A 24949-nucleotide genomic window follows, 5' to 3' on the forward strand; every position below is an offset into this window, starting at 1 on the left:
GGAGGAAGCAACAAAATCTATTGAATAAAAAAGACCAAATAATATGAAATTCGTTTGTTTACGGTTTTTTAGGCATTTTCTCCGTAACAATTGGTGCGGGAAGATACATTTATATGGTGAATGCATCAGTGATCGCGATCTCAAATGCAATAATCCACTTTAAATGTAAGCAATTTTAGTCCAACAGCCTGTTTCTGGTGATCAGCCAGAGATTTGTGGCGCGGAGGCTATCATTTTCAGCATATGAGAGAATAGTGGCGCGACGTAATAACGAGGTTTTTACTGTAAAAATGCGAAGTTCTCGACGTTTTTACGTTAAAAGGCGTTTTTCCTGGTGATATTTATTGCAGTTTTTGGAAACGCAAACGATTGGCTTTTGTAAAGGCGATGCTAAAAATTCATAAAAGGAATGATTTATCTGGAAAGCATACGGGCGAATGGAGAAGCGAAAAAGCGGAGAAAGAGTGCCGCCCGGGCGGGGAGAAATAGCCCGGGGGCGTAAGCCGCCGCCCGGGAGAAGAGCAGAAGAGAACTCAGGAACAGATTTCGTAGCAGGGGATGTAAGCGGTGCCGCCCGGCAGCTTCATACGATGCTGCGCCACAAAGCCCTGCAGCAGATCGTCCATGCGGCGCATCATTGCCGGGTCGCCGTGAATCTTATACGGGCCGAATTTCTCGATAGCCTGGATACCCACCTCTTTAACGTTACCGGCGACGATACCGGAGAAGGCGCGGCGGAGATCCGCTGCCAGCACTTCCACCGGCTGGTCCGGATAGAGTTTAAGGTTGGCCATATTCTCATGGGTCGGATCGAACGGCATCTGCAGGTCCGGCGCAATGCGCATCGACCAGTTGAAGCTGTAGGCGTCGCCGGTCTCGCGGCGATTCTCTTTCACCATCGGCATCGCTTTTTTCATCTGCCGGGCCACTTCCGCGGCGTCGTCAACGATAATGCGATAGTGACGACGGGCGGCTTCACCCAGCGTATGGACGATAAACTCATCCAGCACGCGGAAATAATCGGCGCTCTCTTTTGGCCCGGTGAGAATCAGCGGCAGAACCTGCGACTTGTTCGACGGGTGCATCAAAATGCCCAGCAGATAGAGCAGCTCTTCCGCCGTGCCCACGCCGCCCGGGAAGATGATGATGCCGTGGGCGATGCGCACGAACGCCTCCAGGCGTTTTTCGATATCCGGCATGATGATCAGTTCGTTCACCAGCGGGTTCGGCGGCTCGGCGGCGATAATCGACGGCTCGGTCATACCGATAAAGCGGCTGTCTCTGTAACGCTGCTGCGCGTGGCCGACGGCGGCGCCTTTCATCGGCGCTTCCATCGCGCCCGGTCCACAGCCGGTACAGATATTCAGTTCGCGCAGGCCCAGCTGGGTGCCGACGCGGCGGGCGTACAGATATTCGTTTTCGTTAATCGAGTGGCCGCCCCAGCAGACAATCATGTTTGGCGCTTCGCCGACGTGCAGGGCGCGGGCGTTACGCAAAATGGAGAAAACCAGGTTGGTGATATGCACCGAGCTTTCAAGATCGAGATTCGGGAAGCGAACGGTATTGTGGATTTGGCCGTAGACGAACAGAATATCGCGCAGTACGGCAAACAGGTTGGCCTGCAGGGAACGGATAATACGCCCGTCAACGAAAGCGTCTTCCGGCGGGTTGATCAGTTCCAGCTTCACGCCGCGTTCGCGACGCAGCACGTTAATATCGAAGTTTTCAAAACGAGACAGAAGCTCCTTGCTGTTATCGGTCAGGCTCCCCGAGTTGAGCACAGCAAGCGAGCAGTTGCGAAAGAGTTGATACAGGTCACTGCTGGCGGTGCGTTTAAGCATATCCACTTCCAGCTGCGACAGCATATCCATTGAACCAAGCGGGCTAACATGTGTAATCAAGTGAACTCCTTACAGGACGATTATCGTCTTCCTGTGATTACAATAGCCCTGCTGATGGCGTTTTCACAACCTTGCGCGCGGGTTAACGCGCGCAAATTGTGAAAATGTTTACTATTGACGGGCGAGGCGACCGGTGGCCGGCACAAAATCGGTATTGCTGCGCCACGGGTTGATATCAAGACCGCCTCGTCGCGTGTAGCGCGCATAAACGGAAAGGGCTTCCGGCTGGCAGAAACGCTGAATGTCATTGAAGATGCGCTCTACGCACTGCTCGTGGAACTCGTTGTGGTGGCGGAATGACACCAGATAGCGCAGCAGCTTTTCGCGATCGATTTTCGCCCCGCGATACTGGATTTGCACCGACCCCCAGTCTGGCTGGTGGGTAATCAGGCAGTTGGATTTCAGCAGATGGCTGACCAGGGTCTCTTCGACCACTTTGCCGGCCGCGGCGTCCTGCAGGTAATCGGCGCTGAACTGGTAATTATCGATTTCAATATCCTGATCGTCGATGCAGGTACCGTGCAGATGAGCGACCGGCTGGCCTTCGAGCTCATCGAGGCGATACAGCGCTACCTTCACTTCTCCTTGCGCACAGGCGCTGAGATCGCGCGCCAGCGTCGCCTCGACCGCCTGCCAGTCGGCAAAGCGCGTCTGGTTGAAGCTGTTGAGATAGAGCTTAAAGCTTTTTGATTCCACCAGGTTTACGGTGGTATCGCTGAGCTCCACGTGGCCCACGGCGACCTGCGGCAGGCCTTTGGCGTTCAGCCAGGAGAGCTCATACAGCGTCCAGATATCGGCACCGTGAAACGGCAGGTTATCGGCGTGCAGATCCAGCGGGTCGCGGTTCAGGCTGCGCGGGACGCCCTGAAGCAGGCTTGCGTCGTAGGTATCGCGGTAATCGGTTGATTTTCCGAGCGTCAGGCCAGCCAGCGCCTGATGATTATCGTAAGAAGACATGTTTCACCATAGTTAAAGCGGTTACACTATATGCCAAGTGTATCCTGTCTAACGTGAAGAGAGAAACCGGTGGACCAGCAAACCGCAGAAGCGCTACAAGCATTTACCCAACGTTATTGTGAGGCGTGGCAGCAGCAGCGCTCCAGCCTGCCGCGCAGCGAAGAGCTTTACGGTATCCCGTCGCCGTGCGTCAACGGCACGGATGATGACGGCGTTTTCTGGCAGCCGCAGCCGTTTTCATTAGCACAAAATATTGACGCGGTTGAACGGGCGCTGGAGATTGTGGTACAACAACCGCTTCATGCTTATTATACCACTCAGTTTGCCGGCGATATGCAGGCGCGTTTTGCCGATGAAACTGCCGATGAAACCATGACGCTGCTGCAAACCTGGAGCCCGGATGATTTCCAGCGGGTGCAGGAGAATCTGATTGGTCATCTGCTGGTGCAAAAGCGTTTGAAGCTGTCGCCCACGCTGTTTATCGCCACGCTGGACAGCGAACTGGAGGTCATTTCGGTCTGTAATATGAGCGGTGAAGTGATCAAAGAGACCCTCGGCACCCGAAAACGGACGACCCTTTCTCCCTCGCTTGCGAGTTTCCTTAATTCCCTTAAGCCAGTTCTGTAATCCACAGTACCCAAACTTTTGTGAGAGATCTCTTACAAGACCTGTAAGAGATCGTCATCATTTAAGCCGATCCTTCAGGGGGCGTATTTTAAGAAATATAATATTTTTCAAGTGATTAATGATTTTCTCATTAAGGATACTGACGATTAATCTTAAGATATTGTCTTAACAAGGGTTGTAAGACAGGGCGGAATCAGGGATTCTATACACATCGACAGGGAGTTGATAAAGGAAGTGAACATCAGGATGATGACGCTTCTGCAGGACCCGCCAGGATGGCGTTGCAAGGACAGGCTTCAGGATGAAGCACAGGATAACGCAGGATTGCGTAAAAGGACACCTCCAGGAAGGAGAACGAGAGCCGAGCGGGATGTTCGGTGGATCAGGAAGATCAGGACAGACTTAAGGATGAGTTATTTCGCATCGGGGTGGTGTGAAAGCAGGATGCAACTGTTTATGGATGAACATGGTCAGGAGACCTCAGGAAAAGTTTTCAAGGACGAGCAGGGAGCACCAATGTAGCTGGATTGCTGCAAAACGAACCGGGAGCACTGTTTTATACAGTGCTCCCTTTTTTTATTTCTCGTCTGAATTTGCTATTCTGCGCCGGTTTTTAACTCACCGAGGTTTCCCATGACTCTTGACCATCGCGTGCGCGAGCGCCTGCTCGCCATTGAAGCGCTGCTGCGCGAAACGGAACACTGGCAGGATAGTGCCCCCGATAGCCGCGCGTTTGCCAGCGAACAGCCGTTTTGCCTCGACACCATGGAGCCGCTTGAATGGCTGCAGTGGGTATTGATTCCGCGTATGCACCAGCTTCTGGAAAGCGGAACGCCGCTGCCGCAGAACTTCGCCGTTGCGCCCTATTATGAGATGGCTCTGGATAATGCTCACCCCGTGCGCGAGCGGGTGCTGGCCGAACTGGTCCTGCTGGATGCGCTGTTTGCCGGCGGCGAAGCCTGATGCTGGAGATTTTATATCAGGACCAGTGGCTGGTCGCGGTGAACAAGCCATCGGGCTGGCTGGTGCACCGCAGCTGGCTGGATCGTGATGAAAAAGTGGTGGTAATGCAGACCGTGCGCGACCAGATAGGCCAGCACGTGTTCACCGCCCATCGCCTCGACAGGCCGACGTCCGGCGTGCTGCTGATGGGGCTGTCGAGCGAAGCGGGAAGATTGCTGTCGCAGCAGTTCGAGCAGCATCAAATGCAGAAACGCTATCATGCGATCGCTCGCGGCTGGCTGAACGACGAAGCGGTGCTTGATTACCCGCTGGTTGAGGAACTGGATAAAATCGCCGATAAGTTTGCCCGCGAAAACAAAGACCCGCAGCCGGCGGTGACGCATTATCGCGGCCTGGCGACGGTAGAGATGCCGGTGGCGACCGGCCGTTACCCCACGACCCGCTATAGCCTGGTGGAGCTTGAACCGAAAACCGGACGTAAACACCAGCTACGTCGCCATCTTGCCCATCTTCGCCATCCGATTATCGGCGATAGCAAACACGGCGATTTGCGGCAGAATCGCAGCGCGGCGGCGCACTTTGGCTGCGATCGGCTGATGCTGCACGCCAGCCAGCTCTCGTTAACGCATCCCTTTACCGGCGAACCGTTGGTTATTCGCGCCGGTCTTGACGACGTCTGGATGCGCGCGCTGTCGCAGTTTGGCTGGCGCGGCCTTCTCCCGCTAAATGAAAGGGTTGAGTTTGCCGACGACTGCGGTCAGGATGAAGAGATACAGGTCAATTCAGGGAGATAGTCATGGCAGAAGTCGGAATTTTTGTCGGCACGATGTATGGAAATTCGCTCCTGGTCGCCGAAGAGGCGCAGGCTATTTTGAGCGGGCTGGGGCATCAGGCGAAAGTCTTTGAGGATCCCGAGGTCAAAGACTGGGAGTCGTATAGCGGTAGATATGTGCTGGTGGTGACATCGACCACCGGACAGGGCGATTTACCGGATAGTATCGTGCCCTTGTACGAAGGCATCAAAGATATGTATCAGCCGCATTTACGCTATGGGATTATCGCCCTGGGCGATAGCACCTACGCTAACTTCTGCGGCGGCGGCTTAAAGTTTGATGCGTTATTGCAGGAACAGGGCGGCACGCGCGTTGGCGAGATGCTGATGATTGACGCCAGCGAAGATCCGGAACCCGAAAGCGTCTCTAACCCATGGGTAACGCAGTGGGCGTCGCTGCTCGATTAAAAAGTTTCGCCCTCTCCCTACACTAGAGGGCGCTCCTTTTTTACTGATGTTCAATGCCAGAGCCAGATTAACGGTCAAAAAGATCGTACCAATTCTCCACGTGGCTGGCTTCGGGCATTTGCCTTAAAACCTGTGTAATGCCAGGGCCTTTACCGGGCTATTTCACGGGGTCAAGAGAGTTGATTCACACTCCTGCCTTTTGCACCGCCGTTTCCGCCTCTGAACGCGCGCGGTTTTTCATTTCCGTGAACCATCCCCCATCTTATTAGGCATACGCCATAAATCACATTTACTCAGCCGGTGAAAGCTGTGTATTTGCACGGTGAGCCCGCCAGCCCCTCTTTTTATACTTTCCCTGCCAGTTCCCAATGCAGTGCCAGATATAACGAAAACAATGAAAAACACTAACACGTCATTCTGAGTACCCTACAGGTTGTGCTGTTCAGAATGAACGTAGCTAACGCTATGATTCAGGAGTGCAACAATGAGTTCATTAAGTCAGGCGGCGAGCGGCGCTGAAAAGCGCACCAATGCTCGCTACTGGATAGTGGTGATGCTGTTTATCGTCACATCCTTCAACTACGGCGACCGCGCCACCTTATCCATTGCCGGATCGGAGATGGCCAAAGATATTGGTCTTGACGCCGTTGGCATGGGGTATGTTTTCTCCGCGTTTTCATGGGCCTATGTGATCGGCCAAATCCCGGGCGGTTGGCTGCTTGACCGTTTCGGTTCAAAACGCGTCTACTTCTGGTCCATTTTTATCTGGTCCATGTTTACCCTGCTGCAGGGCTTCGTCGATATCTTCAGCGGCTTCGGCATTATCGTCGCGCTGTTTACCCTGCGTTTCCTTGTCGGCCTGGCCGAAGCGCCATCTTTCCCCGGAAACAGCCGTATCGTCGCGGCGTGGTTCCCGGCGCAGGAGAGGGGCACCGCGGTGGCTATCTTTAACTCCGCGCAATACTTTGCCACCGTTATTTTTGCGCCAATCATGGGTTGGCTGACCCATGAGGTGGGCTGGTCGCACGTGTTCTTCTTTATGGGCGGACTCGGGATTATCATCAGCTTTGTCTGGCTGAAGGTCATTCATGAACCCAACCAGCATCCGGGCGTGAACCAAAAAGAGCTGGATTACATCGCCGCTGGCGGCGCGCTGATCAACATGGATCAGGCGGCGGCCAAAGCTAAGGTGCCGTTTAGCGTAAAATGGGGGCAAATTAAGCAGCTGCTGGGCTCCCGCATGATGATTGGCGTCTATATCGGACAGTACTGCATTAACGCTTTAACCTATTTCTTTATCACCTGGTTCCCGGTTTATCTGGTGCAGGCGCGCGGCATGTCCATTCTGAAAGCCGGTTTTGTCGCTTCGGTGCCGGCTATCTGCGGCTTCGCGGGCGGCGTGCTCGGCGGGATTATTTCCGACTGGCTGATGCGTCGTACCGGCTCGCTGAACATCGCGCGTAAAACGCCGATCGTGATGGGGATGCTGCTGTCGATGGTGATGGTGTTCTGTAACTACGTCAACGTGGAGTGGATGATTATCGGCTTTATGGCGCTGGCCTTCTTCGGTAAAGGCATCGGCGCGCTGGGCTGGGCGGTCATGGCGGATACGGCACCGAAAGAGATCAGCGGGCTGAGCGGCGGTCTGTTCAACATGTTCGGCAATATCTCCGGCATCGTGACGCCGATTGCGATTGGCTACATCGTTGGCACCACCGGTTCGTTTAACGGCGCGCTGATTTATGTGGGCGTCCATGCGCTGGTGGCGGTGCTGAGCTATCTGGTTCTGGTCGGCGATATTAAGCGTATTGAACTGAAACCTGTGGCAGGACAATCATCATGACAACGCAATCGAGCCCCGTTATCACCGACATGAAGGTTATCCCGGTAGCCGGGCAGGACAGTATGCTGCTCAATATCGGCGGTGCCCATAACGCGTACTTTACCCGTAATATCGTGGTGTTGACCGACAGCGCCGGCAATACCGGCGTCGGCGAAGCGCCCGGCGGCGAGGTGATTTATCAGACGCTGGTGGAGGCGATCCCGATGGTTTTGGGGCAGGAAATCGCCCGCCTGAATAAAGTGGTTCAGCAGGTGCATAAAGGCAACCAGGCCGCGGATTTTGACACCTTTGGTAAAGGCGCCTGGACGTTCGAACTGCGGGTGAACGCGGTGGCGGCGCTGGAGGCTGCGCTGCTGGATCTGCTGGGCAAGGCGCTCAACGTGCCGGTTTGCGAACTGCTGGGGCCGGGCAAGCAGCGCGATGCGGTGACCGTGCTGGGCTACCTGTTCTACGTGGGCGATCGTACGAAGACCGATCTGCCCTATCTGGAAAGCACGCCGGGCAGCCACGCGTGGTATCGCCTGCGTCATCAGGAAGCGCTGAACAGCGAGGCGGTGGTGCGGCTGGCGGAAGCCGCGCAGGATCGCTACGGCTTTAAAGATTTCAAACTCAAGGGCGGCGTGCTGCCCGGCGAGCAGGAGATCGAAACCGCCCGCGCGCTGAAGAAGCGTTTCCCGGATGCGCGCATTACGGTCGACCCTAACGGCGCCTGGCTGCTGGATGAAGCCATCGCCCTGTGCAAAGGGCTGAACGATGTGCTGACCTACGCCGAAGACCCCTGCGGCGCCGAGCAGGGCTTTTCCGGCCGCGAAGTGATGGCGGAATTCCGCCGCGCCACCGGTTTGCCGGTGGCAACTAACATGATCGCCACCAACTGGCGCGAAATGGGCCATGCGGTGATGCTGAACGCCGTGGATATTCCGCTGGCCGATCCGCACTTCTGGACCCTGTCCGGCGCGGTGCGCGTGGCGCAGCTGTGCGATGACTGGGGCCTGACCTGGGGCTGTCATTCCAATAACCACTTTGATATTTCACTGGCCATGTTCACCCACGTCGGCGCGGCGGTGCCGGGTAACCCCACGGCCATCGATACCCACTGGATTTGGCAGGAGGGAGATTGCCGCCTGACCAAAAATCCGCTGGAGATTAAGCACGGAAAAATTGCTGTTCCGGACGCGCCAGGACTTGGCGTTGAGCTGGACTGGGAGCAGGTACAGAAAGCGCATGAGGCGTATAAAAAGCTGCCCGGCGGCGCGCGTAATGACGCAGGCCCAATGCAGTACCTGATCCCCGGATGGACTTTTGACCGTAAACGCCCCGTTTTCGGCCGTCACTGATTTGAATAAGGACTAAATTATGAGCGCACAATTTTCGACCCCCGTTGTTTCTTCTATGCAGGTCATTCCGGTCGCGGGCCACGACAGCATGCTGATGAACCTGAGCGGCGCGCACGCCCCGTTCTTCACGCGCAATATCGTGGTGATCAAAGATAATTCCGGCCATACCGGCGTCGGTGAAATCCCCGGCGGAGAGAAAATCCGCACCACCCTGGAGGACGCGATCCCGCTGGTGGTCGGTAAGACGCTGGGTGAATACAAAAACGTGCTGACCGCCGTGCGCAATACTTTCGCCGACCGCGACGCCGGTGGACGCGGTTTGCAGACCTTCGATCTGCGTACCACAATTCACGTAGTGACCGGGATCGAAGCGGCGATGCTTGACCTGCTGGGCCAGCATCTGGGCGTGAACGTGGCGTCTCTGCTGGGCGATGGCCAACAGCGCAGCGAAGTGGAAATGCTCGGCTACCTGTTCTTCGTCGGTAACCGTAAAGCCACGCCGCTGCCGTATCAGAGCCAGCCCGATGACAAATGCGACTGGTATCGCCTGCGTCATGATGAAGCGATGACCCCGGATGCGGTGGTGCGCCTGGCGGAAGCGGCGTATGAGAAATATGGCTTTAATGACTTTAAACTGAAAGGCGGCGTACTGGCCGGGGAAGAGGAAGCGGAGTCCATCGTTGCGCTGGCGAAGCGCTTCCCGCAGGCGCGCGTGACCCTCGATCCGAACGGCGCGTGGTCGCTGGATGAAGCGATCAAAATTGGCAAATACCTGAAAGGCTCTCTGGCCTATGCGGAAGATCCGTGCGGCGCAGAACAGGGCTTCTCCGGACGCGAAGTGATGGCGGAGTTCCGCCGCGCCACCGGCCTGCCGACGGCGACCAATATGATCGCGACCGACTGGCGTCAGATGGGCCACACGCTGTCGCTGCAGTCCGTCGATATTCCGCTGGCGGATCCGCACTTCTGGACCATGCAGGGTTCCGTCCGCGTGGCGCAGATGTGCCACGAGTTTGGCCTGACCTGGGGCTCGCACTCTAACAACCACTTTGATATCTCGCTGGCGATGTTTACCCACGTGGCAGCGGCAGCGCCGGGTAAAATTACCGCCATCGACACCCACTGGATCTGGCAGGAGGGTAACCAGCGTCTGACCAAAGAGCCCTTTGAAATTAAAGGCGGGATGGTACAGGTACCGGCGAAACCGGGTCTGGGCGTGGAGCTCGATATGGATCGGGTGATGAAAGCCCATGAGCTGTACCAGAAACACGGCCTGGGCGCGCGCGATGACGCGATGGGCATGCAGTATTTGATCCCGAACTGGACGTTTGATAACAAGCGTCCGTGCATGGTGCGCTAAAGAAATACCGGTCCCTTCGGGGACCGGTTTCCTGCACGGCGTCGGGTAATCGTTCATTTTAAGGACAGCATATGAAGATAGTGATCGCACCGGATTCATACAAGGAGAGCCTGAGTGCGCTGGATGTCGCAACCGCGATAGAACAAGGTTTTCGGGAAATTTACGCCGATGCGGAGTACGTCAAGCTGCCGGTTGCCGACGGTGGCGAAGGAACCGTTGAAGCCATGGTTGCCGCGACCCAGGGATGCCGGATTGCGGTCACCGTCACCGGTCCGCTCGGTGAACCCGTGGAGGCCTTTTATGGCCTGTCGGGCGACAGGCAGTGCGCGTTTATTGAAATGGCGGCGGCAAGCGGCCTGGAGAGCGTACCGCCGACGCGGCGAAATCCTTTGCTGACCACTTCATGGGGGACCGGCGAGCTGATTCGCCATGCGCTGGATGCCGGAGTGAGGCAAATTATTATCGGCATCGGCGGCAGCGCGACGAACGACGGCGGCGCCGGGATGGTACAGGCGCTGGGGGCGAAACTGCTGACCAAAGATAACCAGCAGATTGCCGCCGGCGGACGCGCGCTGGAGAGCCTCGCGCGCATCGACGTTAGCGAACTTGATAAACGCCTGGCCGGCTGTCGTATTGACGTCGCTTGCGATGTTACCAACCCGCTGACGGGACCACAGGGTGCGACGGCGGTATTTGGGCCGCAGAAAGGGGCGACGGCGGAGATGATCCCCTGCCTGGACAACGCGCTGGCCCATTTTGCCGATATTATCCATCGCGATTTAGAACTTGATGTGCTGCATCTTGAAGGCGGCGGCGCGGCGGGGGGAATGGGCGCGGGCCTGTACGCCTTTTGCGGCGCAAAGCTGCGGCCGGGCATTGAGATTGTGACCGATGCGCTCCATCTTGCCGATATCGTGGCGGATGCGGACCTGGTGATCACCGGCGAAGGGCGTATCGATAGCCAGACGGTTCACGGCAAAGTGCCGGTTGGCGTGGCGAGGGTGGCAAAACGCTACAACCTGCCGGTCATCGGCATTGCCGGGAGCCTGACGGCTGACGTCGGCGTCGTGCATCAGCACGGCCTGGATGCGGTATTCAGCGTGATTTATTCCGTTTGCACCCTGGAGCAAGCACTGGAAAATGCCGCCGAAAACGTGCGTATGACGGCGAGAAACGTCGCCGCTGTGCTGAAAATGGGCCGGCTATTATAGGTTTTTCCCCGGTCGCGAAGCGCAGACCGGGGCTCGCGTTTTACATCCTCTAAATCCCCAACAGCTTACAGGCTTCGCGCGCGACGTTGTCCATTTCATCCAGCAGCTCCAGAAACTCCGGCTCCATCTCCTCGGCGGCGGTGCCCGCGCGTAGCTGGCTCTCAAGGGTGTGACACAGTTTTTTCAGCCGCGGCACGCCGCTATAGCTACAGCTGCCGTGAAGCTTATGAATGAGATCCAGCACGCCTTCCGGCTGCTCTCCCACCAGCTGTTCTTCTACCTTGTTACGCACCTCCGGCATAAAGGCGAGCAGCATCTGCAGCATTTCCCGCGCCAGATCCGGTTTCATCGCCGCCTGACGCAGCGCCAGCTGCCAGTCGAGGGTGATGTCATGGTTAACGGGCGGCTCAACAGGCTCCGCGGCGACCTGCGGCGGTAGCGTCTTTCCCGGCTGGTAGCGCAGCAGCAGGCTGTAGAGCTTATCCTCCTCAATGGGTTTCGCCAGATAGTCGTTCATCCCCGCGCTGAGTAATTTCTCTCGCTGCCCTTCCAGGGCGTGGGCGGTCACGGCGATCACCGGCGTTTGCTGCTGATGAGGGAGCTGGTGAATCAGTTCGCAGGCGCGGATCCCATCCATCTCCGGCATCTGAATATCCATCAGAATCAGATCCTGCTGCGTTTCTCTGGCCCGCTCGACGGCGTGCTGGCCGCTGTCGCAGAGGATAACGTGCTGGACTAAATCCTCAAGCAGGGCGCCGATAAGCTTGAGATTCGCCGGATTGTCATCAACGGCCATGACCGTCATCGGAAGCTTCTTACTATCGGAACGCGGCGGCAGAACCGTCGGCTGCGTCTGGCAGGAGGCCGTCAGCGCCGGCAGTAAGCGCGTTGAGGTCAGTGGCTTAAGCAAACAGGCGGCAATGCCGTCCTGGCGCAGCGTTTCGGCGCTGACCTGGGCGTGGCACGGCAGGGCCAGCACCAGATGATCGGCAAGCTTGCTGGCTCTTTCCAGCTTATCGCGATGCTGGCTCAGGTCGCGTATTGATACGGGAATGCCGGCCAGCAGGATATCGTAGTGAGCATCCGGTAGGGCGGTCATCGTCGGACTGTAAACCACCTCCAGCGGTGTTGTCGCCAGTAGCTCCATCGTACACTGCGCCGCCGCCGCGTTGGCCTCGATATAGGCCAGCTTTTTACCCGCCAGGCACTGGGTTGGCACGCTGTCGGGAACCGCGTTGGGGTTGAGGTCGAGGCTGATATGGAACCAGAACGTCGAGCCGCGATTAGGCTGGCTATGGAAGGAGATATCGCCGCCCATCTCTTTCACCAGCCGCTGGGTGATGACCAGCCCAAGTCCGGTTCCGCCGTGGCGACGGGAGATGCTGGCGTCGGCCTGGCGGAACGCCTGGAACAGACGCGACTGATCGCGTTCAGGAATCCCGATACCGGTATCGTGGATCTGGACTTCAATTTGTACCCTTGAGTTGCTGATGGCGCGCTGTTCCACCAGCACGTCGATATTGCCGTGTTCGGTAAACTTAATGGCGTTGCCCATCAGGTTGGTAATAATTTGCTGCAGGCGCAGCGGGTCGCCAATGACGTTATCCGGCACATCGTTTTTGATATTCAGCGTCAGCTCCAGCCCCTTATCGTGCGCCGAGTGCGCCAGCAGCGTGACCACCTCGTCCAGCGAAGTGCGCAGCAGGAACGGAATACTCTCCAGAATAAGCTTCCCGGCTTCGAGCTTAGAGAAGTCCAGAACATCGTTAATGATGGCCAGCAGATTATTCGCGGAACGCTCAATGGTCGTCAGGTGATCGCGCTGGGTGGTGTTTAAGTCGGTCTTCAGCGTCAGGCGGGTAAAACCAATGACGCCGTTGAGCGGCGTGCGCAGTTCATGAGACATATTGGCGAGGAATTCGGATTTGATTCGCGCCGCTTCCTGCGCGCGTTTTTTCGCCAGGTCCAGCTCGACGTTCTGGATTTCCATCTGTTCAAGCGTTTCCCGCAGATCCGATGTCGCCTGATCGACGTTATGCTGCATCTCTTCGTGGTAGGCCGCCAGCGACATGGCCATGGAGTTGATACCGTTTTTCAGCATATCCAGCTCGCCGAGCATAAAGCCTTCGACGCGGCTATCAAGCTGGCCCCGGCGGATGCGGTCAACGGTATTCACCATATTGCGGATCGGCCCGGTCACGTCGCGCATCAGACGCCAGCCGAAGATCAGCGCAATACCGATACAGAACAGCATCATCACGCTGGAGATAAAGATCTCTTTGTACTGCTGTAGCCGCACCGATTTGAGATCCATCTCAAGCGCCACGTAGCCCAGCATATTGTCCGGCATCTTGGCATCGCTTCCCGGTGATTCATCCGGTGAATAGCTTTCCGAGATAATAGGGGTACGCAAAATCATCAAATCGCCGTGGCGCACCACGCTCAGGCGGCGGGGAAAGGGTTCCCCTTTTGGCAGCTGAAGTTCGCCGGGATCGAGCTGAAAGTTAGAGGTGACAAACAGCCTGTTTTGCGAGTCGTAGATGGAAATGGCGCGCACAATATCGGAGTGGCGGCGGTGCAGCACGCTGATGAGCTGCCCGATTGACTCGCGATTTTGCAAATTCATGCCATATTCACTGGAGACCGCCAGCGGTTCGATAATACTGGCGCCGGCATCCTCCAGCTGGCGCTGTAGGTCGTTATAGCGGTGTGCGACGAAGAAAATACTGAGCAGCAGACCGATCAGGACGGTAGGCGCCAGAATAAGAATCATCATGCGGGCACGAAGGCTGTAGTTGGTCATGCGGTTCCATTATGGGAGAATATACACATCATCTTTCAGGAGGCTGGTGCGTTGTTACTCTGGCTCATCCTGACCGAACTCTTATCCAGAGTCAGTATATTTAATTGAGACAAATCTCTACGATGGCGCAATTCTACTCTGCAAAACGGCGTGTGACGACGCGCCAGATCATAACCGTTACAGTAAATGACCTTGACCCCTTCGGCCAGGGCGTTGCGCGTCATCAGGGTAAGGCGCTGTTTATCAGGGGTTTATTGCCACAGGAGCAGGCTGACGTTGTTGTGGTCGAAGATAAAAAACAGTACGCCCGCGCCCAGGTTAAACGCCGTCTTAGCGATAGCCCGCAGCGGCAGGCGCCGCGCTGCCCGCATTTTGGCATCTGCGGCGGGTGCCAGCAGCAGCACGCCAGCATTGAACTGCAGCAGCAGAGCAAACGCGCCGCGCTCGCGAGGCTGATGAAGCGCGAGGTTGATGACATTATAGCCGCTTCGCCGTGGGGCTATCGCCGCCGGGCGCGTCTGAGCTTGAATTATCAGCCAAAGTCCCAACAATTACAGATGGGCTTCCGCAAGGCTAACGCCAGCGAGATCGTCGATGTGGTGCAGTGCCCCGTTTTGGCGCCCACTCTTGGTGCGCTATTGCCCGCGGTACGTGAATGTCTTAGCGAATTGAAATCGGTGCGTCAGCTTGGCCACGTTGAGCTGGTGCAGGCGGATAACGGCCCGCTGATGGTATTGCGCCATACGGCGGCGCTTCCCGCGGCAGATAAAGAAAAGCTGGAACGTTTTTCGCAATCTCACGGTCTTTCCCTGTACCTCGCCCCGCAAAGCGAGATACTGGAACATATTCGCGGGGAAGCGCCCTGGTATACCTCGGACGGTCTACGCTTAGTGTTCAGTCCGCGCGATTTTATCCAGGTGAACGATGGCGTAAACCAGCTGATGGTGCGCACGGCGCTGGAATGGCTGGATATCCAGCCTCAGGATCGCGTGCTGGACCTCTTTTGCGGCATGGGCAACTTTACCCTGCCGCTGGCGAAGCGTGCGGCGCAGGTGGTTGGCGTTGAAGGGGTTCCCGCGCTGGTGACGAAGGGCCAGGAGAACGCGGCGTTGAACGGGTTGCATAATGTGACTTTCTTCCATGAGAACCTGGAAGAGGACGTCACCCGACAGGCGTGGGCGAAGCACGGTTTTGATAAGGTCTTGCTCGACCCGGCGCGCGCCGGCGCGGCGGGCGTTATGTTACATATTATAAAATTAGCGCCGCGTCGGGTGGTGTATGTTTCATGTAACCCGGCGACCCTGGCGCGCGATAGCGACGTTTTATTGCAGGCGGGATATACCATTCAACGCCTGGCGATGCTCGATATGTTCCCGCATACCGGACATCTGGAATCAATGGTGTTGTTTGAGCACAAGAATCATTCAAATCGCAGTGAAGCGGCATCCTCAGAAGCAGGTGACTGAGATAAAAGACGAACGCCAGCGTTGGCGCGGTTTGAAGGATGAAGTGTAAAAGTTGAGGCTTGCCGACTTCGGCAGGCGGTCCCTTAAGGAGAGGACAATGGTTGCGGTAAGAAGTGCACATTTAAATAAAGCTGGTGAATTTGACCCGAAGAAATGGATCGCGAGTCTGGGAATTTCCAGCCAGCAGTCGTGTGAACGCTTAGCCGAAACCTGGGATTATTGTCGAGAGAAAACGCAGGGGCATCCGCAGGCCGATCTCCTGCTATGGCGCGGCGTGGAGATGGTGGAAATTCTCTCCATGTTGAGCATGGATATCGATACGCTGCGCGCGGCGATGCTTTTCCCGCTGGCGGACGGTAACGTCGTCAGCGAAGAGATCATGCAGGAGAGCGTCGGGAAATCGGTCGTCACCCTGATCCACGGCGTGCGGGACATGGCCGCGATACGCCAGCTTAAAGCCACCCATACGGATTCGGTCTCCTCTGAACAGGTGGACAACATTCGCCGCATGCTGCTGGCGATGGTCGATGACTTCCGCTGCGTGGTGATTAAAATCGCCGAGCGCATCGCCCATCTGCGTGAAGTGAAAGATGCGCCGGAAGATGAGCGCGTACTGGCGGCAAAAGAGTGTACCAATATTTACGCGCCGCTGGCCAACCGCCTGGGGATCGGCCAGCTGAAGTGGGAGCTTGAAGATTACTGCTTCCGCTATCTGCATCCGGCGGAATATAAGCGAATCGCTAAGCTGTTACACGAGCGGCGCATCGATCGTGAACATTATATTGATGAATTCGTCAGCCATTTACGCACGGAAATGAAAACCGAGGGCGTCAAGGCTGAGGTCTACGGGCGTCCCAAGCATATCTACAGCATCTGGCGCAAAATGCAGAAAAAACATCTCGCCTTCGACGAGCTGTTTGACGTGCGGGCGGTGCGTATTGTCGCCGAGCGCCTGCAGGACTGCTATGCCGCGCTGGGGATCGTGCATACTCATTACCGCCATCTGCCGGATGAGTTCGATGATTACGTCGCCAATCCCAAGCCTAATGGCTACCAGTCAATTCATACCGTCGTGCTTGGCCCCGGCGGAAAAACCATTGAAATTCAGATCCGTACCCGCCAGATGCATGAAGATGCCGAGCTGGGCGTGGCCGCGCACTGGAAGTATAAAGAGGGCGCCAGCGCAGCGGCCAGCGGCGGGCGCGGCTATGAAGATCGCATTGCCTGGCTGCGTAAACTGATCGCCTGGCAGGAAGAGATGGCCGATTCCGGCGAGATGCTGGATGAGGTGCGTAGCCAGGTCTTTGATGACCGGGTTTATGTCTTTACGCCGAAGGGCGACGTGGTGGATTTGCCTTCGGGTTCGACGCCGCTCGATTTTGCCTACCATATACACAGCGATGTCGGCCACCGCTGCATCGGGGCGAAAATCGGCGGGCGTATTGTGCCGTTCACCTATCAGCTGCAGATGGGTGACCAGATTGAAATCATCACCCAGAAGCAGCCCAACCCCAGCCGCGACTGGCTGAACCCGAACCTTGGCTACGTCACCACCAGCCGCGGGCGTTCCAAAATTCACGCCTGGTTCCGCAAGCAGGATCGCGACAAGAATATTCTTGCCGGGCGACAGATCCTTGATGATGAGCTCGAGCATCTGGGTATCAGCCTGAAGGACGCGGAAAAGCATCTGCTGCCGCGCTACAACTTTAACGAGCAGGACGAACTGCTGGCGGCGATTGGCGGGGGCGATATTCGCCTCAACCAGATGGTTAATTTCCTGCAGGCGCAGTTTAATAAACCCAGCGCGGCGGAGCAGGATGCGGCGGCGTTAAAGCAGCTGCAGCAGAAAACCCACGCTCCGCAGAATCGCAGCAAAGACAATGGTCGCGTGGTGGTGGAGGGCGTCGGCAATCTGATGCACCACATTGCGCGCTGCTGTCAGCCGATTCCCGGCGACGAGATCGTGGGCTTTATCACCCAGGGCCGCGGGATCTCGGTGCACCGCGCGGATTGCGATCAGCTCGCGGAGCTACAGTCTCATGCTCCCGAGCGCATCGTTGACGCGGTGTGGGGAGAGAGCTACTCGGCGGGCTACTCGCTGGTGGTGCGCGTCCAGGCCAACGATCGTAGCGGCCTGCTGCGCGACATCACCACCATTCTCGCCAATGAGAAGGTCAACGTGCTGGGCGTTGCCAGCCGCAGCGATACTAAACAGCAGATGGCGACGATCGATATGACCATTGAGATCTACAACCTGCAGGTGCTGGGGCGCGTACTGGCGAAGCTGAATCAGGTACCTGACGTCATCGACGCCCGTCGTCTGCACGGCGGATAAACTCCCACGCTTATGTCAGCCGGGTCAGGCGCTACCGCCACCCGGCATTTTTTTATCAGGACAGACTTATGACTCAAATCGAACGCCTGCTCGGCATTATGCGGCGTCTGCGCGATCCGGAAAACGGCTGCCCGTGGGACAAAGAGCAGACCTTTGCCACCATCGCGCCGTATACCCTTGAAGAAACCTATGAAGTGCTCGACGCTATCGCCCGCGAAGATTTTGACGATCTGCGCGGTGAGCTGGGCGACCTGTTGTTCCAGGTCGTCTTCTACGCTCAGATGGCGCAGGAAGAGGGGCGCTTTGATTTTAACGATATCTGCGCCGCCATCAGCGACAAGCTGGAGCGCCGTCATCCGCATATTTTCGGCGAGGCGAGCGCCGGTAGCAGCAGCGAAGTGCTGGCCCGCTGGGAACAGATCAAAAGCGCTGAGCGAGCGGAAAAGTCCCAGCACTCCGCGCTGGACGACATCCCGCATAGCCTTCCGGCGCTGATGCGCGCGCATAAAATCCAGAAACGCTGCTCGGCGGTAGGCTTTGACTGGACCTCTCTGGGGCCGGTGCTGGATAAAGTGCACGAAGAAATAGATGAAGTGATGCACGAAGCGCAGCAGGCCGTGGTGGATGAAGCTAAACTGGAGGAGGAAGTGGGCGACCTGCTGTTTGCGACGGTCAATTTATCCCGCCATTTAGGGGTAAAAGCCGAAGTTGCGCTGCAAAAAGCCAACCTGAAGTTTGAACGCAGGTTCCGCGAAGTTGAGCGGATTGTCGCCGCGCGCGGCCTGGAAATGACCGGCGTTGACCTCGATACCATGGAGCGGGTGTGGCAGGAAGTAAAACGCCAGGAAACTGATCTCTAAAGAGTTTTCGTGATCAAGCGCTATTTGTGTGATTTTTTAAATAACAAGCGCTTGATTTACGTCAAAAACATTTCGCCAAAAGCGGCTATTTTCTCACTCCCTGCGTTTGTGTGGGCCTGATGAAAAGGAGGGATAATGAAAGTTTGTGGCGTCAGTCATGATCGGGTATACTGCTTTCCCGTCCTGGTTATTCCATCGTCTTTTAAACCTAACTTCTCAGGTTCAGCATGACAACGAACTATATTTTTGTGACCGGCGGGGTCGTATCCTCTCTGGGTAAAGGCATTGCCGCAGCTTCCCTCGCAGCCATTCTCGAAGCCCGCGGGCTTAACGTGACCATGATGAAACTGGATCCGTACATCAACGTCGATCCGGGCACCATGAGCCCAATCCAACACGGGGAAGTGTTCGTTACTGAAGACGGCGCTGAAACCGATCTGGACCTGGGTCACTACGAGCGTTTCATTCGCACCAAGATGACCCGTCGCAACAACTTCACCACGGGTCGTATTTACTCTGACGTCCTGCGCAAAGAGCGTCGCGGCGACTATCTGGGTGCCACCGTTCAGGTTATTCCGCACATCACCAACGCGATCAAAGAGCGCGTGCTGGCCGGCGGTGAAGGCCATGATGTGGTGCTGGTTGAAATCGGCGGCACCGTTGGCGATATTGAATCGCTGCCGTTCCTTGAAGCGATTCGCCAGCTGGCGGTGGATATCGGTCGTGAAAACGCGCTGTTTATGCACCTGACCCTGGTGCCGTACATGGCCGCCGCGGGTGAAGTCAAAACCAAGCCGACCCAGCACTCCGTTAAAGAACTGCTCTCCATCGGTATTCAGCCTGACATTCTGGTCTGCCGCTCCGATCGCGCTATTCCGGCGAACGAACGTGCCAAAATTGCATTGTTCTGCAATGTGCCGGAAAAAGCCGTTATTTCGATGAAAGATGTCGATTCCATTTATAAAATCCCGGGCCTGTTGAAATCTCAGGGTCTGGACGATTATATTTGTAAACGATTCAGCTTAAACTGTCCGGAAGCGAACCTGGCCGAATGGGAACAGGTTATCTACGAAGAAGCGAACCCGGCAGGTGAAGTCACCATTGGTATGGTCGGCAAGTACATTGAACTGCCGGACGCCTACAAATCGGTGATTGAAGCGCTGAAACACGGCGGTCTGAAAAATCGCGTCACCGTCAACATCAAGCTGATTGATTCGCAGGATGTGGAAACGCGCGGCGTCGAAATTCTGAAGAATTTAGACGCAATCCTGATTCCTGGTGGCTTCGGCTATCGCGGGGTTGAAGGTAAGATTGCCACCGCGCGCTACGCGCGTGAAAACAACATTCCATACCTGGGCATTTGCCTGGGGATGCAGGTTGCGCTGATTGAGTTCGCGCGCAACGTAGCGGGGATGGAAAACGCCAACTCAACGGAATTTGTGCCAGACTGTAAGTACCCGGTCGTGGCCCTGATTACCGAATGGCGTGATGAAGACGGTAATGTCGAAGTCCGCTCTGATAAGAGCGATCTCGGCGGCACGATGCGCCTCGGCGCGCAGCAGTGCCAGCTGGCTGAAGATAGCCTGGTGCGCCAGCTGTACGGCGAGCCAACCATTACCGAACGCCATCGTCACCGCTACGAAGTCAACAATATGTTGCTGAAGCCGATTGAAAATGCGGGCCTGCGTATTGCGGGCCGTTCCGGGGATGATCAGTTGGTCGAGATCATCGAGGTGCCTAACCATCCGTGGTTCGTCGCCTGTCAGTTCCATCCGGAGTTTACTTCGACGCCGCGTGATGGCCATCCGCTGTTTGCTGGCTTTGTGAAAGCCGCAGGCGAGTACCAGAAGCGTCAGGCGAAGTAAAAGAGTTAGAACGGCAATGCACCCATCCGGGTGCATTGTTTGTCTGGAGTTTTAGTTTAACTTGTACTGAGGAAAACCTAATGTCCAAAATCGTTAAAGTCATCGGTCGTGAAATCATCGACTCCCGTGGTAACCCGACTGTTGAAGCCGAAGTACACCTGGAAGGTGGTTTCGTCGGTATGGCAGCTGCTCCGTCAGGTGCTTCTACTGGCTCCCGCGAAGCGCTGGAACTGCGCGATGGCGACAAATCCCGTTTCATGGGTAAAGGCGTACTGAAAGCTGTTGGCGCGGTTAACGGCCCGATCGCTCAGGCAATCCTTGGCAAAGATGCCAAAGATCAGGCTGGCATCGACAAAATCATGATCGACCTGGACGGTACTGAAAACAAATCTAACTTCGGTGCGAACGCCATCCTGGCCGTCTCTCTGGCTAACGCCAAAGCTGCCGCTGCTTCTAAAGGTCAGCCGCTGTACGAGCACATCGCTGAGCTGAACGGCACCCCGGGCAAATACTCCATGCCGGTTCCGATGATGAACATCATCAACGGCGGCGAGCACGCTGACAACAACGTCGACATCCAGGAATTTATGATTCAGCCGGTTGGCGCTAAATCCCTGAAAGAAGCCGTACGTATGGGTTCTGAAGTGTTCCACAACCTGGCTAAAGTTCTGAAAGCTAAAGGTATGAACACCGCTGTTGGTGACGAAGGCGGCTACGCGCCGAACCTGGGCTCCAACGCTGAAGCGCTGGCTGTTATCGCTGAAGCGGTTAAAGCTGCTGGCTACGAGCTGGGCAAAGACATCACCCTGGCGATGGACTGCGCGGCTTCTGAATTCTACAAAGACGGTAAATACGTTCTGGCCGGCGAAGGCAACAAAGCGTTCACCTCTGAAGAATTCACCCACTTCCTGGAAGAGCTGACCAAACAGTACCCGATCGTCTCCATCGAAGATGGCCTGGACGAATCTGACTGGGACGGTTTCGCATACCAGACTAAAGTACTGGGCGACAAAATCCAGCTGGTTGGTGACGATCTGTTCGTAACCAACACCAAGATCCTGAAAGAAGGCATCGAGAAAGGCATCGTTAACTCCATCCTGATCAAATTCAACCAGATTGGTTCTCTGACCGAAACTCTGGCTGCGATCAAAATGGCGAAAGACGCTGGCTACACTGCCGTTATCTCTCACCGTTCTGGCGAAACTGAAGATGCGACCATCGCTGACCTGGCTGTGGGTACCGCTGCAGGCCAGATCAAAACTGGTTCTATGAGCCGTTCTGACCGCGTTGCTAAATACAACCAGCTGATTCGTATCGAAGAAGCGCTGGGCGAAAAAGCACCGTACAACGGTCGTAAAGAGATCAAAGGTCAGGCATAAGCCTGTCTTAATCTGATATGAAAAAGCCAGCCTTCGGGCTGGCTTTTTTTATACCTGCAAAAGCGGCTACTTAAAATCTACCGCCATTTGCTGCGGGATAGAAAGCCCGCGCGTGGTCTGTACGCAGCGGTCAATGTAATCGGTAAAGCGCGGCGGTTTTGGCATACCCATGCTGAGCAGCTTGTCGTTGCTGAATCGTACGTTAAGCGTGGCGAAGGCGCCGTACAGGCGCATGGCTTTTAGCATCAGCCGTTCGTTGCAGGGGCCAAAAATAGCCTTCAGCTCACGGCGCATTTTGACCAGCGTTTCATAGCTGACCTGCGCGTATTTATCGCCGACCGGCGCCTGCTCGAGGGCGGAGGCCATCGCGTTATCGATATCCGCAAACCTTACGCTGTTTTCCTCTCCCGCGGAAATATGCACCACCTCTCCGCGCGCCAGCGGGCTGGTAAGCAGCATCAGCAGCGCATCGGCGCAGTAATCGACGGGGATTACATCGATGCGGTCTTCCATCGAACACATAAATTTTTGCAGCATCAGCCCCATGCTGAACACCCAGAAGATGCTGCTGGAGGGCTGACAGCCGTGATGAGTGTGGCCAACAACAATAGAGGGACGGGCGATCGCCAGCGGTAGCGTTGGGCACTCCTGCCGCATGAGACGCTCAATTGTTGATTTAGAGTGGGTGTACTCGACCAGATGCTCGGCGCGTTCACGAAACGCCGTGCTTTCCGCTACCAGCGAATCGGGGTCTGGCGAGCAGGACATCGCGGTGCCCACGTGCAGAAAGCGCTCAAGGCCGCCGACCTGAGCCATCCGCCGGGCAAACTGCAGCGTGCCTTCGACGTTGACCTTCCAGATAAGCGGATTATTACCAAATGAGGCGACGGCGGCGCAGTTGAGCACGTGGGTAACCTGATTCAGGCGCGGGTCGTCGAGAAAGGGCTGCGGATTGGCCAGATCCCCCAGCAGAATGTTGCCGGGCGTCAGGGCCGTTAATCTCTCTTCGCTAATATTGAATTTTCGCAGGTTTTCCTTTACCCGTTCTACGGCAGCTACACTATTATCTGCACGAACTAACAGTAATAGATTAGGCGCATTCTTTTTATTCAGAATGCTTTCTAACACTGCTCCACCGAGAAAACCGGTCGCGCCAGTAATTAATAATGTATTCATGAATGCAGTCTCATTATGGTTGGTTGACTGGATTCTAGGCGCGGAAAATTAAACGGATATTAAATGGAAAATGAACATAAGGTGCGGTTTATTAAGGTTATTTTAAGATAATTTAGCGTCGTGGATCGAATTTGACCCTAAGCTATGACAATAAATTCATTATTTCGTGTATCCATTTGTACATCGTTGAAATTTATTATTTTTAAGTTTGTTATTTTATTTTTGGCTTTCAAAATTATACATGTTTTGTTACACCAAAAATTTTAGCCGTGCCGCTTAATAGTCGCCTGATGATTATCAGGCTAATTAAATCAGCCGGTGCGGGATAATGGAATCGGCCAGCTGCCGGAGGTTTATCATTAAGGTTTAGGTTCTACCCACCACGCGGCGCAGCGCGGGACAAGATCTGCGCGGGCAAATCTGCGATAATGCGCGCTCACAACCCTAAGCAGAGATGATTATGCAGTACCCGATTAACGAGATGTTCCAGACCTTGCAAGGCGAAGGTTACTTCACCGGCGTTCCCGCCATTTTTATTCGTTTACAGGGATGCCCGGTTGGTTGCGCCTGGTGCGATACCAAACATACCTGGGATAAGCTTGCCGATCGGGAAGTGTCGCTGTTCAGCATTCTGGCAAAAACCAAAGAGAGCGATAAATGGGGCCCGGCGAGCAGCGAAGATCTGCTGGCTATCATCGGGCGTCAGGGCTGGACGGCCCGCCACGTGGTCATTACCGGCGGCGAGCCCTGCATTCATGATTTAACGCCGTTAACCTCTTTACTGGAGCAAAACGGATTTAGCTGCCAGATTGAAACCAGCGGCACCCATGAAGTGCGCTGCACGCCGCATACCTGGGTGACGGTGTCGCCAAAGGTGAACATGCGCGGCGGCTATGACGTACTCTCTCAGGCGCTACAGCGGGCTGATGAAATTAAACATCCGGTTGGACGCGTGCGCGATATCGAAGCGCTGGATGAGCTGCTGGCAACGCTGGCCGATGAAAAGCCGCGTATTATCGCGCTTCAGCCGATTAGCCAGAAAGATGACGCGACGCGCCTGTGCATCGAAACCTGTATCGCCCGCAACTGGCGCTTATCGATGCAGACGCACAAGTACCTCAATATCGCGTGATATAAAAAACCCTGATAGCGCAGGGCTATCAGGGTCTTATTCAGCTAAAGGCACTATCACTCGCCGCGATAGACGCAGCCCGCGGTGCAGGTTTCTTTGATCATCACCGCGCTCAGCAGCGGTACCCGCGGTTTCATCTGCTCCCAGATCCATTTTGCCAGCACTTCGCTGGTCGGATTGGACAGCCCGGGAATATCGTTTAGGTAGTAATGGTCGAGGCGATCGTAGATGGGTTTAAACGCGGCCTTCAGCTCGGCAAAATCCATGATCCACCCGGTATGGGGATCGACTTCACCGGTAATCTCCAGGCGCACCATAAAAGAGTGGCCGTGCAGGCGACCGCACTTATGACCTTCCGGCACGTGCGGCAGGTGGTGAGCGGCTTCAAAGGTGAAATCTTTAAACAGCGTGGTGGACATCTTTTCTTCTCAATATGGCAAAAAACCGCCGTAGGGTACCGGAAAGCACATTTTTTCGCATTAACTAAAACGGCC

At 55.8% G+C, this 24949-nt stretch carries 19 protein-coding genes; 14 read left to right on the plus strand and 5 right to left on the minus strand.

What is annotated here, in order from left to right; translation table 11 throughout:
- Positions 1 to 533: 533 nt before the first annotated feature.
- Both ppnN and queF read right to left on the minus strand, forming a co-directional pair.
- On the minus strand, positions 534 to 1901 hold the full coding sequence (ppnN, locus tag JLG71_RS05370; protein ID WP_004853652.1) for a nucleotide 5'-monophosphate nucleosidase PpnN: 1368 nt from the start codon (positions 1899 to 1901) through the stop codon (positions 534 to 536).
- A 111-nt stretch (positions 1902 to 2012) separates the two neighbouring features.
- Positions 2013 to 2858, minus strand: coding sequence for an NADPH-dependent 7-cyano-7-deazaguanine reductase QueF (gene queF / locus JLG71_RS05375; protein WP_004853651.1), 846 nt, complete (start codon positions 2856 to 2858; stop codon positions 2013 to 2015).
- Between the two features lie 69 nt (positions 2859 to 2927).
- Between queF and syd the strand changes: the two genes are divergently transcribed.
- From syd to JLG71_RS05415, 8 genes are all read left to right on the plus strand, one after another.
- Positions 2928 to 3485 carry a SecY-interacting protein gene (gene syd, locus JLG71_RS05380; protein ID WP_014226606.1) on the plus strand — a complete coding sequence of 186 codons (558 nt, stop codon included), beginning with the start codon at positions 2928 to 2930 and terminating at the stop codon, positions 3483 to 3485.
- A 633-nt stretch (positions 3486 to 4118) separates the two neighbouring features.
- Complete coding sequence (locus JLG71_RS05385) at positions 4119 to 4448, plus strand: YqcC family protein (protein WP_014226604.1); 330 nt, start codon at positions 4119 to 4121, stop codon at positions 4446 to 4448.
- Complete coding sequence (truC, locus tag JLG71_RS05390; RefSeq protein WP_014226603.1) at positions 4448 to 5242, plus strand: tRNA pseudouridine(65) synthase TruC; 795 nt, start codon at positions 4448 to 4450, stop codon at positions 5240 to 5242. Before JLG71_RS05385 ends, truC begins: the two co-directional genes overlap by 1 nt.
- Before the next feature lie 2 nt (positions 5243 to 5244).
- Positions 5245 to 5688: a flavodoxin gene (locus JLG71_RS05395; protein WP_014226602.1), complete on the plus strand. Its 444-nt coding sequence runs from the start codon at positions 5245 to 5247 to the stop codon at positions 5686 to 5688.
- A gap of 484 nt (positions 5689 to 6172) precedes the next feature.
- Positions 6173 to 7531 carry a galactarate/glucarate/glycerate transporter GudP gene (gudP, locus tag JLG71_RS05400; RefSeq protein WP_004124361.1) on the plus strand — a complete coding sequence of 453 codons (1359 nt, stop codon included), beginning with the start codon at positions 6173 to 6175 and terminating at the stop codon, positions 7529 to 7531.
- Positions 7528 to 8868, plus strand: coding sequence for an enolase C-terminal domain-like protein (locus JLG71_RS05405; protein WP_200914010.1), 1341 nt, complete (start codon positions 7528 to 7530; stop codon positions 8866 to 8868). The genes gudP and JLG71_RS05405 overlap by 4 nt, the downstream gene beginning before the upstream one ends.
- Positions 8869 to 8887: 19 nt before the next feature.
- Positions 8888 to 10228, plus strand: coding sequence for a glucarate dehydratase (gene gudD, locus JLG71_RS05410; protein WP_014226600.1), 1341 nt, complete (start codon positions 8888 to 8890; stop codon positions 10226 to 10228).
- A gap of 71 nt (positions 10229 to 10299) precedes the next feature.
- Positions 10300 to 11439 (plus strand): glycerate kinase, encoded by a 1140-nt coding sequence (locus JLG71_RS05415; protein ID WP_200914011.1) that lies wholly within the window; start codon positions 10300 to 10302, stop codon positions 11437 to 11439.
- A gap of 49 nt (positions 11440 to 11488) precedes the next feature.
- On the opposite strand, the gene barA is transcribed toward JLG71_RS05415, so the two are convergent.
- Positions 11489 to 14242, minus strand: a complete 2754-nt coding sequence (barA, locus tag JLG71_RS05420; RefSeq protein WP_049103723.1) for a two-component sensor histidine kinase BarA — start codon at positions 14240 to 14242, stop codon at positions 11489 to 11491.
- A gap of 122 nt (positions 14243 to 14364) precedes the next feature.
- On the opposite strand from barA, the gene rlmD reads away from it, so the two are divergent.
- The 5 genes from rlmD (at position 14365) to eno (ending at position 22147) form a co-directional block, all read left to right on the plus strand.
- Complete coding sequence (gene rlmD / locus JLG71_RS05425; protein ID WP_200914012.1) at positions 14365 to 15708, plus strand: 23S rRNA (uracil(1939)-C(5))-methyltransferase RlmD; 1344 nt, start codon at positions 14365 to 14367, stop codon at positions 15706 to 15708.
- Positions 15709 to 15805: 97 nt separating this feature from the next.
- A complete protein-coding gene (gene relA / locus JLG71_RS05430; protein ID WP_004853643.1) occupies positions 15806 to 18043 on the plus strand; it encodes a GTP diphosphokinase in 2238 nt (745 codons plus the stop codon).
- A gap of 68 nt (positions 18044 to 18111) precedes the next feature.
- Positions 18112 to 18903, plus strand: a complete 792-nt coding sequence (mazG, locus tag JLG71_RS05435; protein WP_014226596.1) for a nucleoside triphosphate pyrophosphohydrolase — start codon at positions 18112 to 18114, stop codon at positions 18901 to 18903.
- A gap of 227 nt (positions 18904 to 19130) precedes the next feature.
- On the plus strand, positions 19131 to 20768 hold the full coding sequence (gene pyrG / locus JLG71_RS05440) for a glutamine hydrolyzing CTP synthase (RefSeq protein ID WP_004105009.1): 1638 nt from the start codon (positions 19131 to 19133) through the stop codon (positions 20766 to 20768).
- Positions 20769 to 20848: 80 nt separating this feature from the next.
- The gene (gene eno / locus JLG71_RS05445) at positions 20849 to 22147 is read left to right on the plus strand and encodes a phosphopyruvate hydratase (protein ID WP_004124327.1); all 1299 of its coding nucleotides are present in this window, start codon (positions 20849 to 20851) and stop codon (positions 22145 to 22147) included.
- 66 nt (positions 22148 to 22213) lie between these two features.
- Here the strand turns inward: eno and JLG71_RS05450 are convergent, their stop codons facing one another.
- Positions 22214 to 23323 carry an SDR family oxidoreductase gene (locus JLG71_RS05450; RefSeq protein WP_025106430.1) on the minus strand — a complete coding sequence of 370 codons (1110 nt, stop codon included), beginning with the start codon at positions 23321 to 23323 and terminating at the stop codon, positions 22214 to 22216.
- Positions 23324 to 23783: 460 nt separating this feature from the next.
- On the opposite strand from JLG71_RS05450, the gene queE reads away from it, so the two are divergent.
- Positions 23784 to 24455, plus strand: coding sequence for a 7-carboxy-7-deazaguanine synthase QueE (gene queE / locus JLG71_RS05455; protein ID WP_004124321.1), 672 nt, complete (start codon positions 23784 to 23786; stop codon positions 24453 to 24455).
- 56 nt (positions 24456 to 24511) lie between these two features.
- Here queE and queD read toward each other — a convergent pair whose 3' ends face one another.
- Positions 24512 to 24874 carry a 6-carboxytetrahydropterin synthase QueD gene (gene queD / locus JLG71_RS05460; protein ID WP_004853637.1) on the minus strand — a complete coding sequence of 121 codons (363 nt, stop codon included), beginning with the start codon at positions 24872 to 24874 and terminating at the stop codon, positions 24512 to 24514.
- Positions 24875 to 24949 lie beyond the last annotated feature (75 nt).

Origin of the sequence: Klebsiella michiganensis (assembly GCF_015139575.1) — a bacterium.
GTDB lineage: Bacteria > Pseudomonadota > Gammaproteobacteria > Enterobacterales > Enterobacteriaceae > Klebsiella > Klebsiella michiganensis.

Coding starts and splice junctions, on each gene's coding strand:
- mazG (WP_014226596.1), top strand. CDS start 18,112: ATGACTCAAATCGAACGCCTGCTCGGCATTATGCGGCGTCTGCGCGAT.
- gudP (WP_004124361.1), top strand. CDS start 6,173: ATGAGTTCATTAAGTCAGGCGGCGAGCGGCGCTGAAAAGCGCACCAAT.
- gudD (WP_014226600.1), top strand. CDS start 8,888: ATGAGCGCACAATTTTCGACCCCCGTTGTTTCTTCTATGCAGGTCATT.
- JLG71_RS05450 (WP_025106430.1), bottom strand. CDS start 23,323: ATGAATACATTATTAATTACTGGCGCGACCGGTTTTCTCGGTGGAGCA.
- queD (WP_004853637.1), bottom strand. CDS start 24,874: ATGTCCACCACGCTGTTTAAAGATTTCACCTTTGAAGCCGCTCACCAC.
- truC (WP_014226603.1), top strand. CDS start 4,448: ATGCTGGAGATTTTATATCAGGACCAGTGGCTGGTCGCGGTGAACAAG.
- JLG71_RS05385 (WP_014226604.1), top strand. CDS start 4,119: ATGACTCTTGACCATCGCGTGCGCGAGCGCCTGCTCGCCATTGAAGCG.
- eno (WP_004124327.1), top strand. CDS start 20,849: ATGTCCAAAATCGTTAAAGTCATCGGTCGTGAAATCATCGACTCCCGT.
- JLG71_RS05415 (WP_200914011.1), top strand. CDS start 10,300: ATGAAGATAGTGATCGCACCGGATTCATACAAGGAGAGCCTGAGTGCG.
- JLG71_RS05395 (WP_014226602.1), top strand. CDS start 5,245: ATGGCAGAAGTCGGAATTTTTGTCGGCACGATGTATGGAAATTCGCTC.
- barA (WP_049103723.1), bottom strand. CDS start 14,242: ATGACCAACTACAGCCTTCGTGCCCGCATGATGATTCTTATTCTGGCG.
- queF (WP_004853651.1), bottom strand. CDS start 2,858: ATGTCTTCTTACGATAATCATCAGGCGCTGGCTGGCCTGACGCTCGGA.
- rlmD (WP_200914012.1), top strand. CDS start 14,365: ATGGCGCAATTCTACTCTGCAAAACGGCGTGTGACGACGCGCCAGATC.
- pyrG (WP_004105009.1), top strand. CDS start 19,131: ATGACAACGAACTATATTTTTGTGACCGGCGGGGTCGTATCCTCTCTG.
- queE (WP_004124321.1), top strand. CDS start 23,784: ATGCAGTACCCGATTAACGAGATGTTCCAGACCTTGCAAGGCGAAGGT.
- JLG71_RS05405 (WP_200914010.1), top strand. CDS start 7,528: ATGACAACGCAATCGAGCCCCGTTATCACCGACATGAAGGTTATCCCG.
- relA (WP_004853643.1), top strand. CDS start 15,806: ATGGTTGCGGTAAGAAGTGCACATTTAAATAAAGCTGGTGAATTTGAC.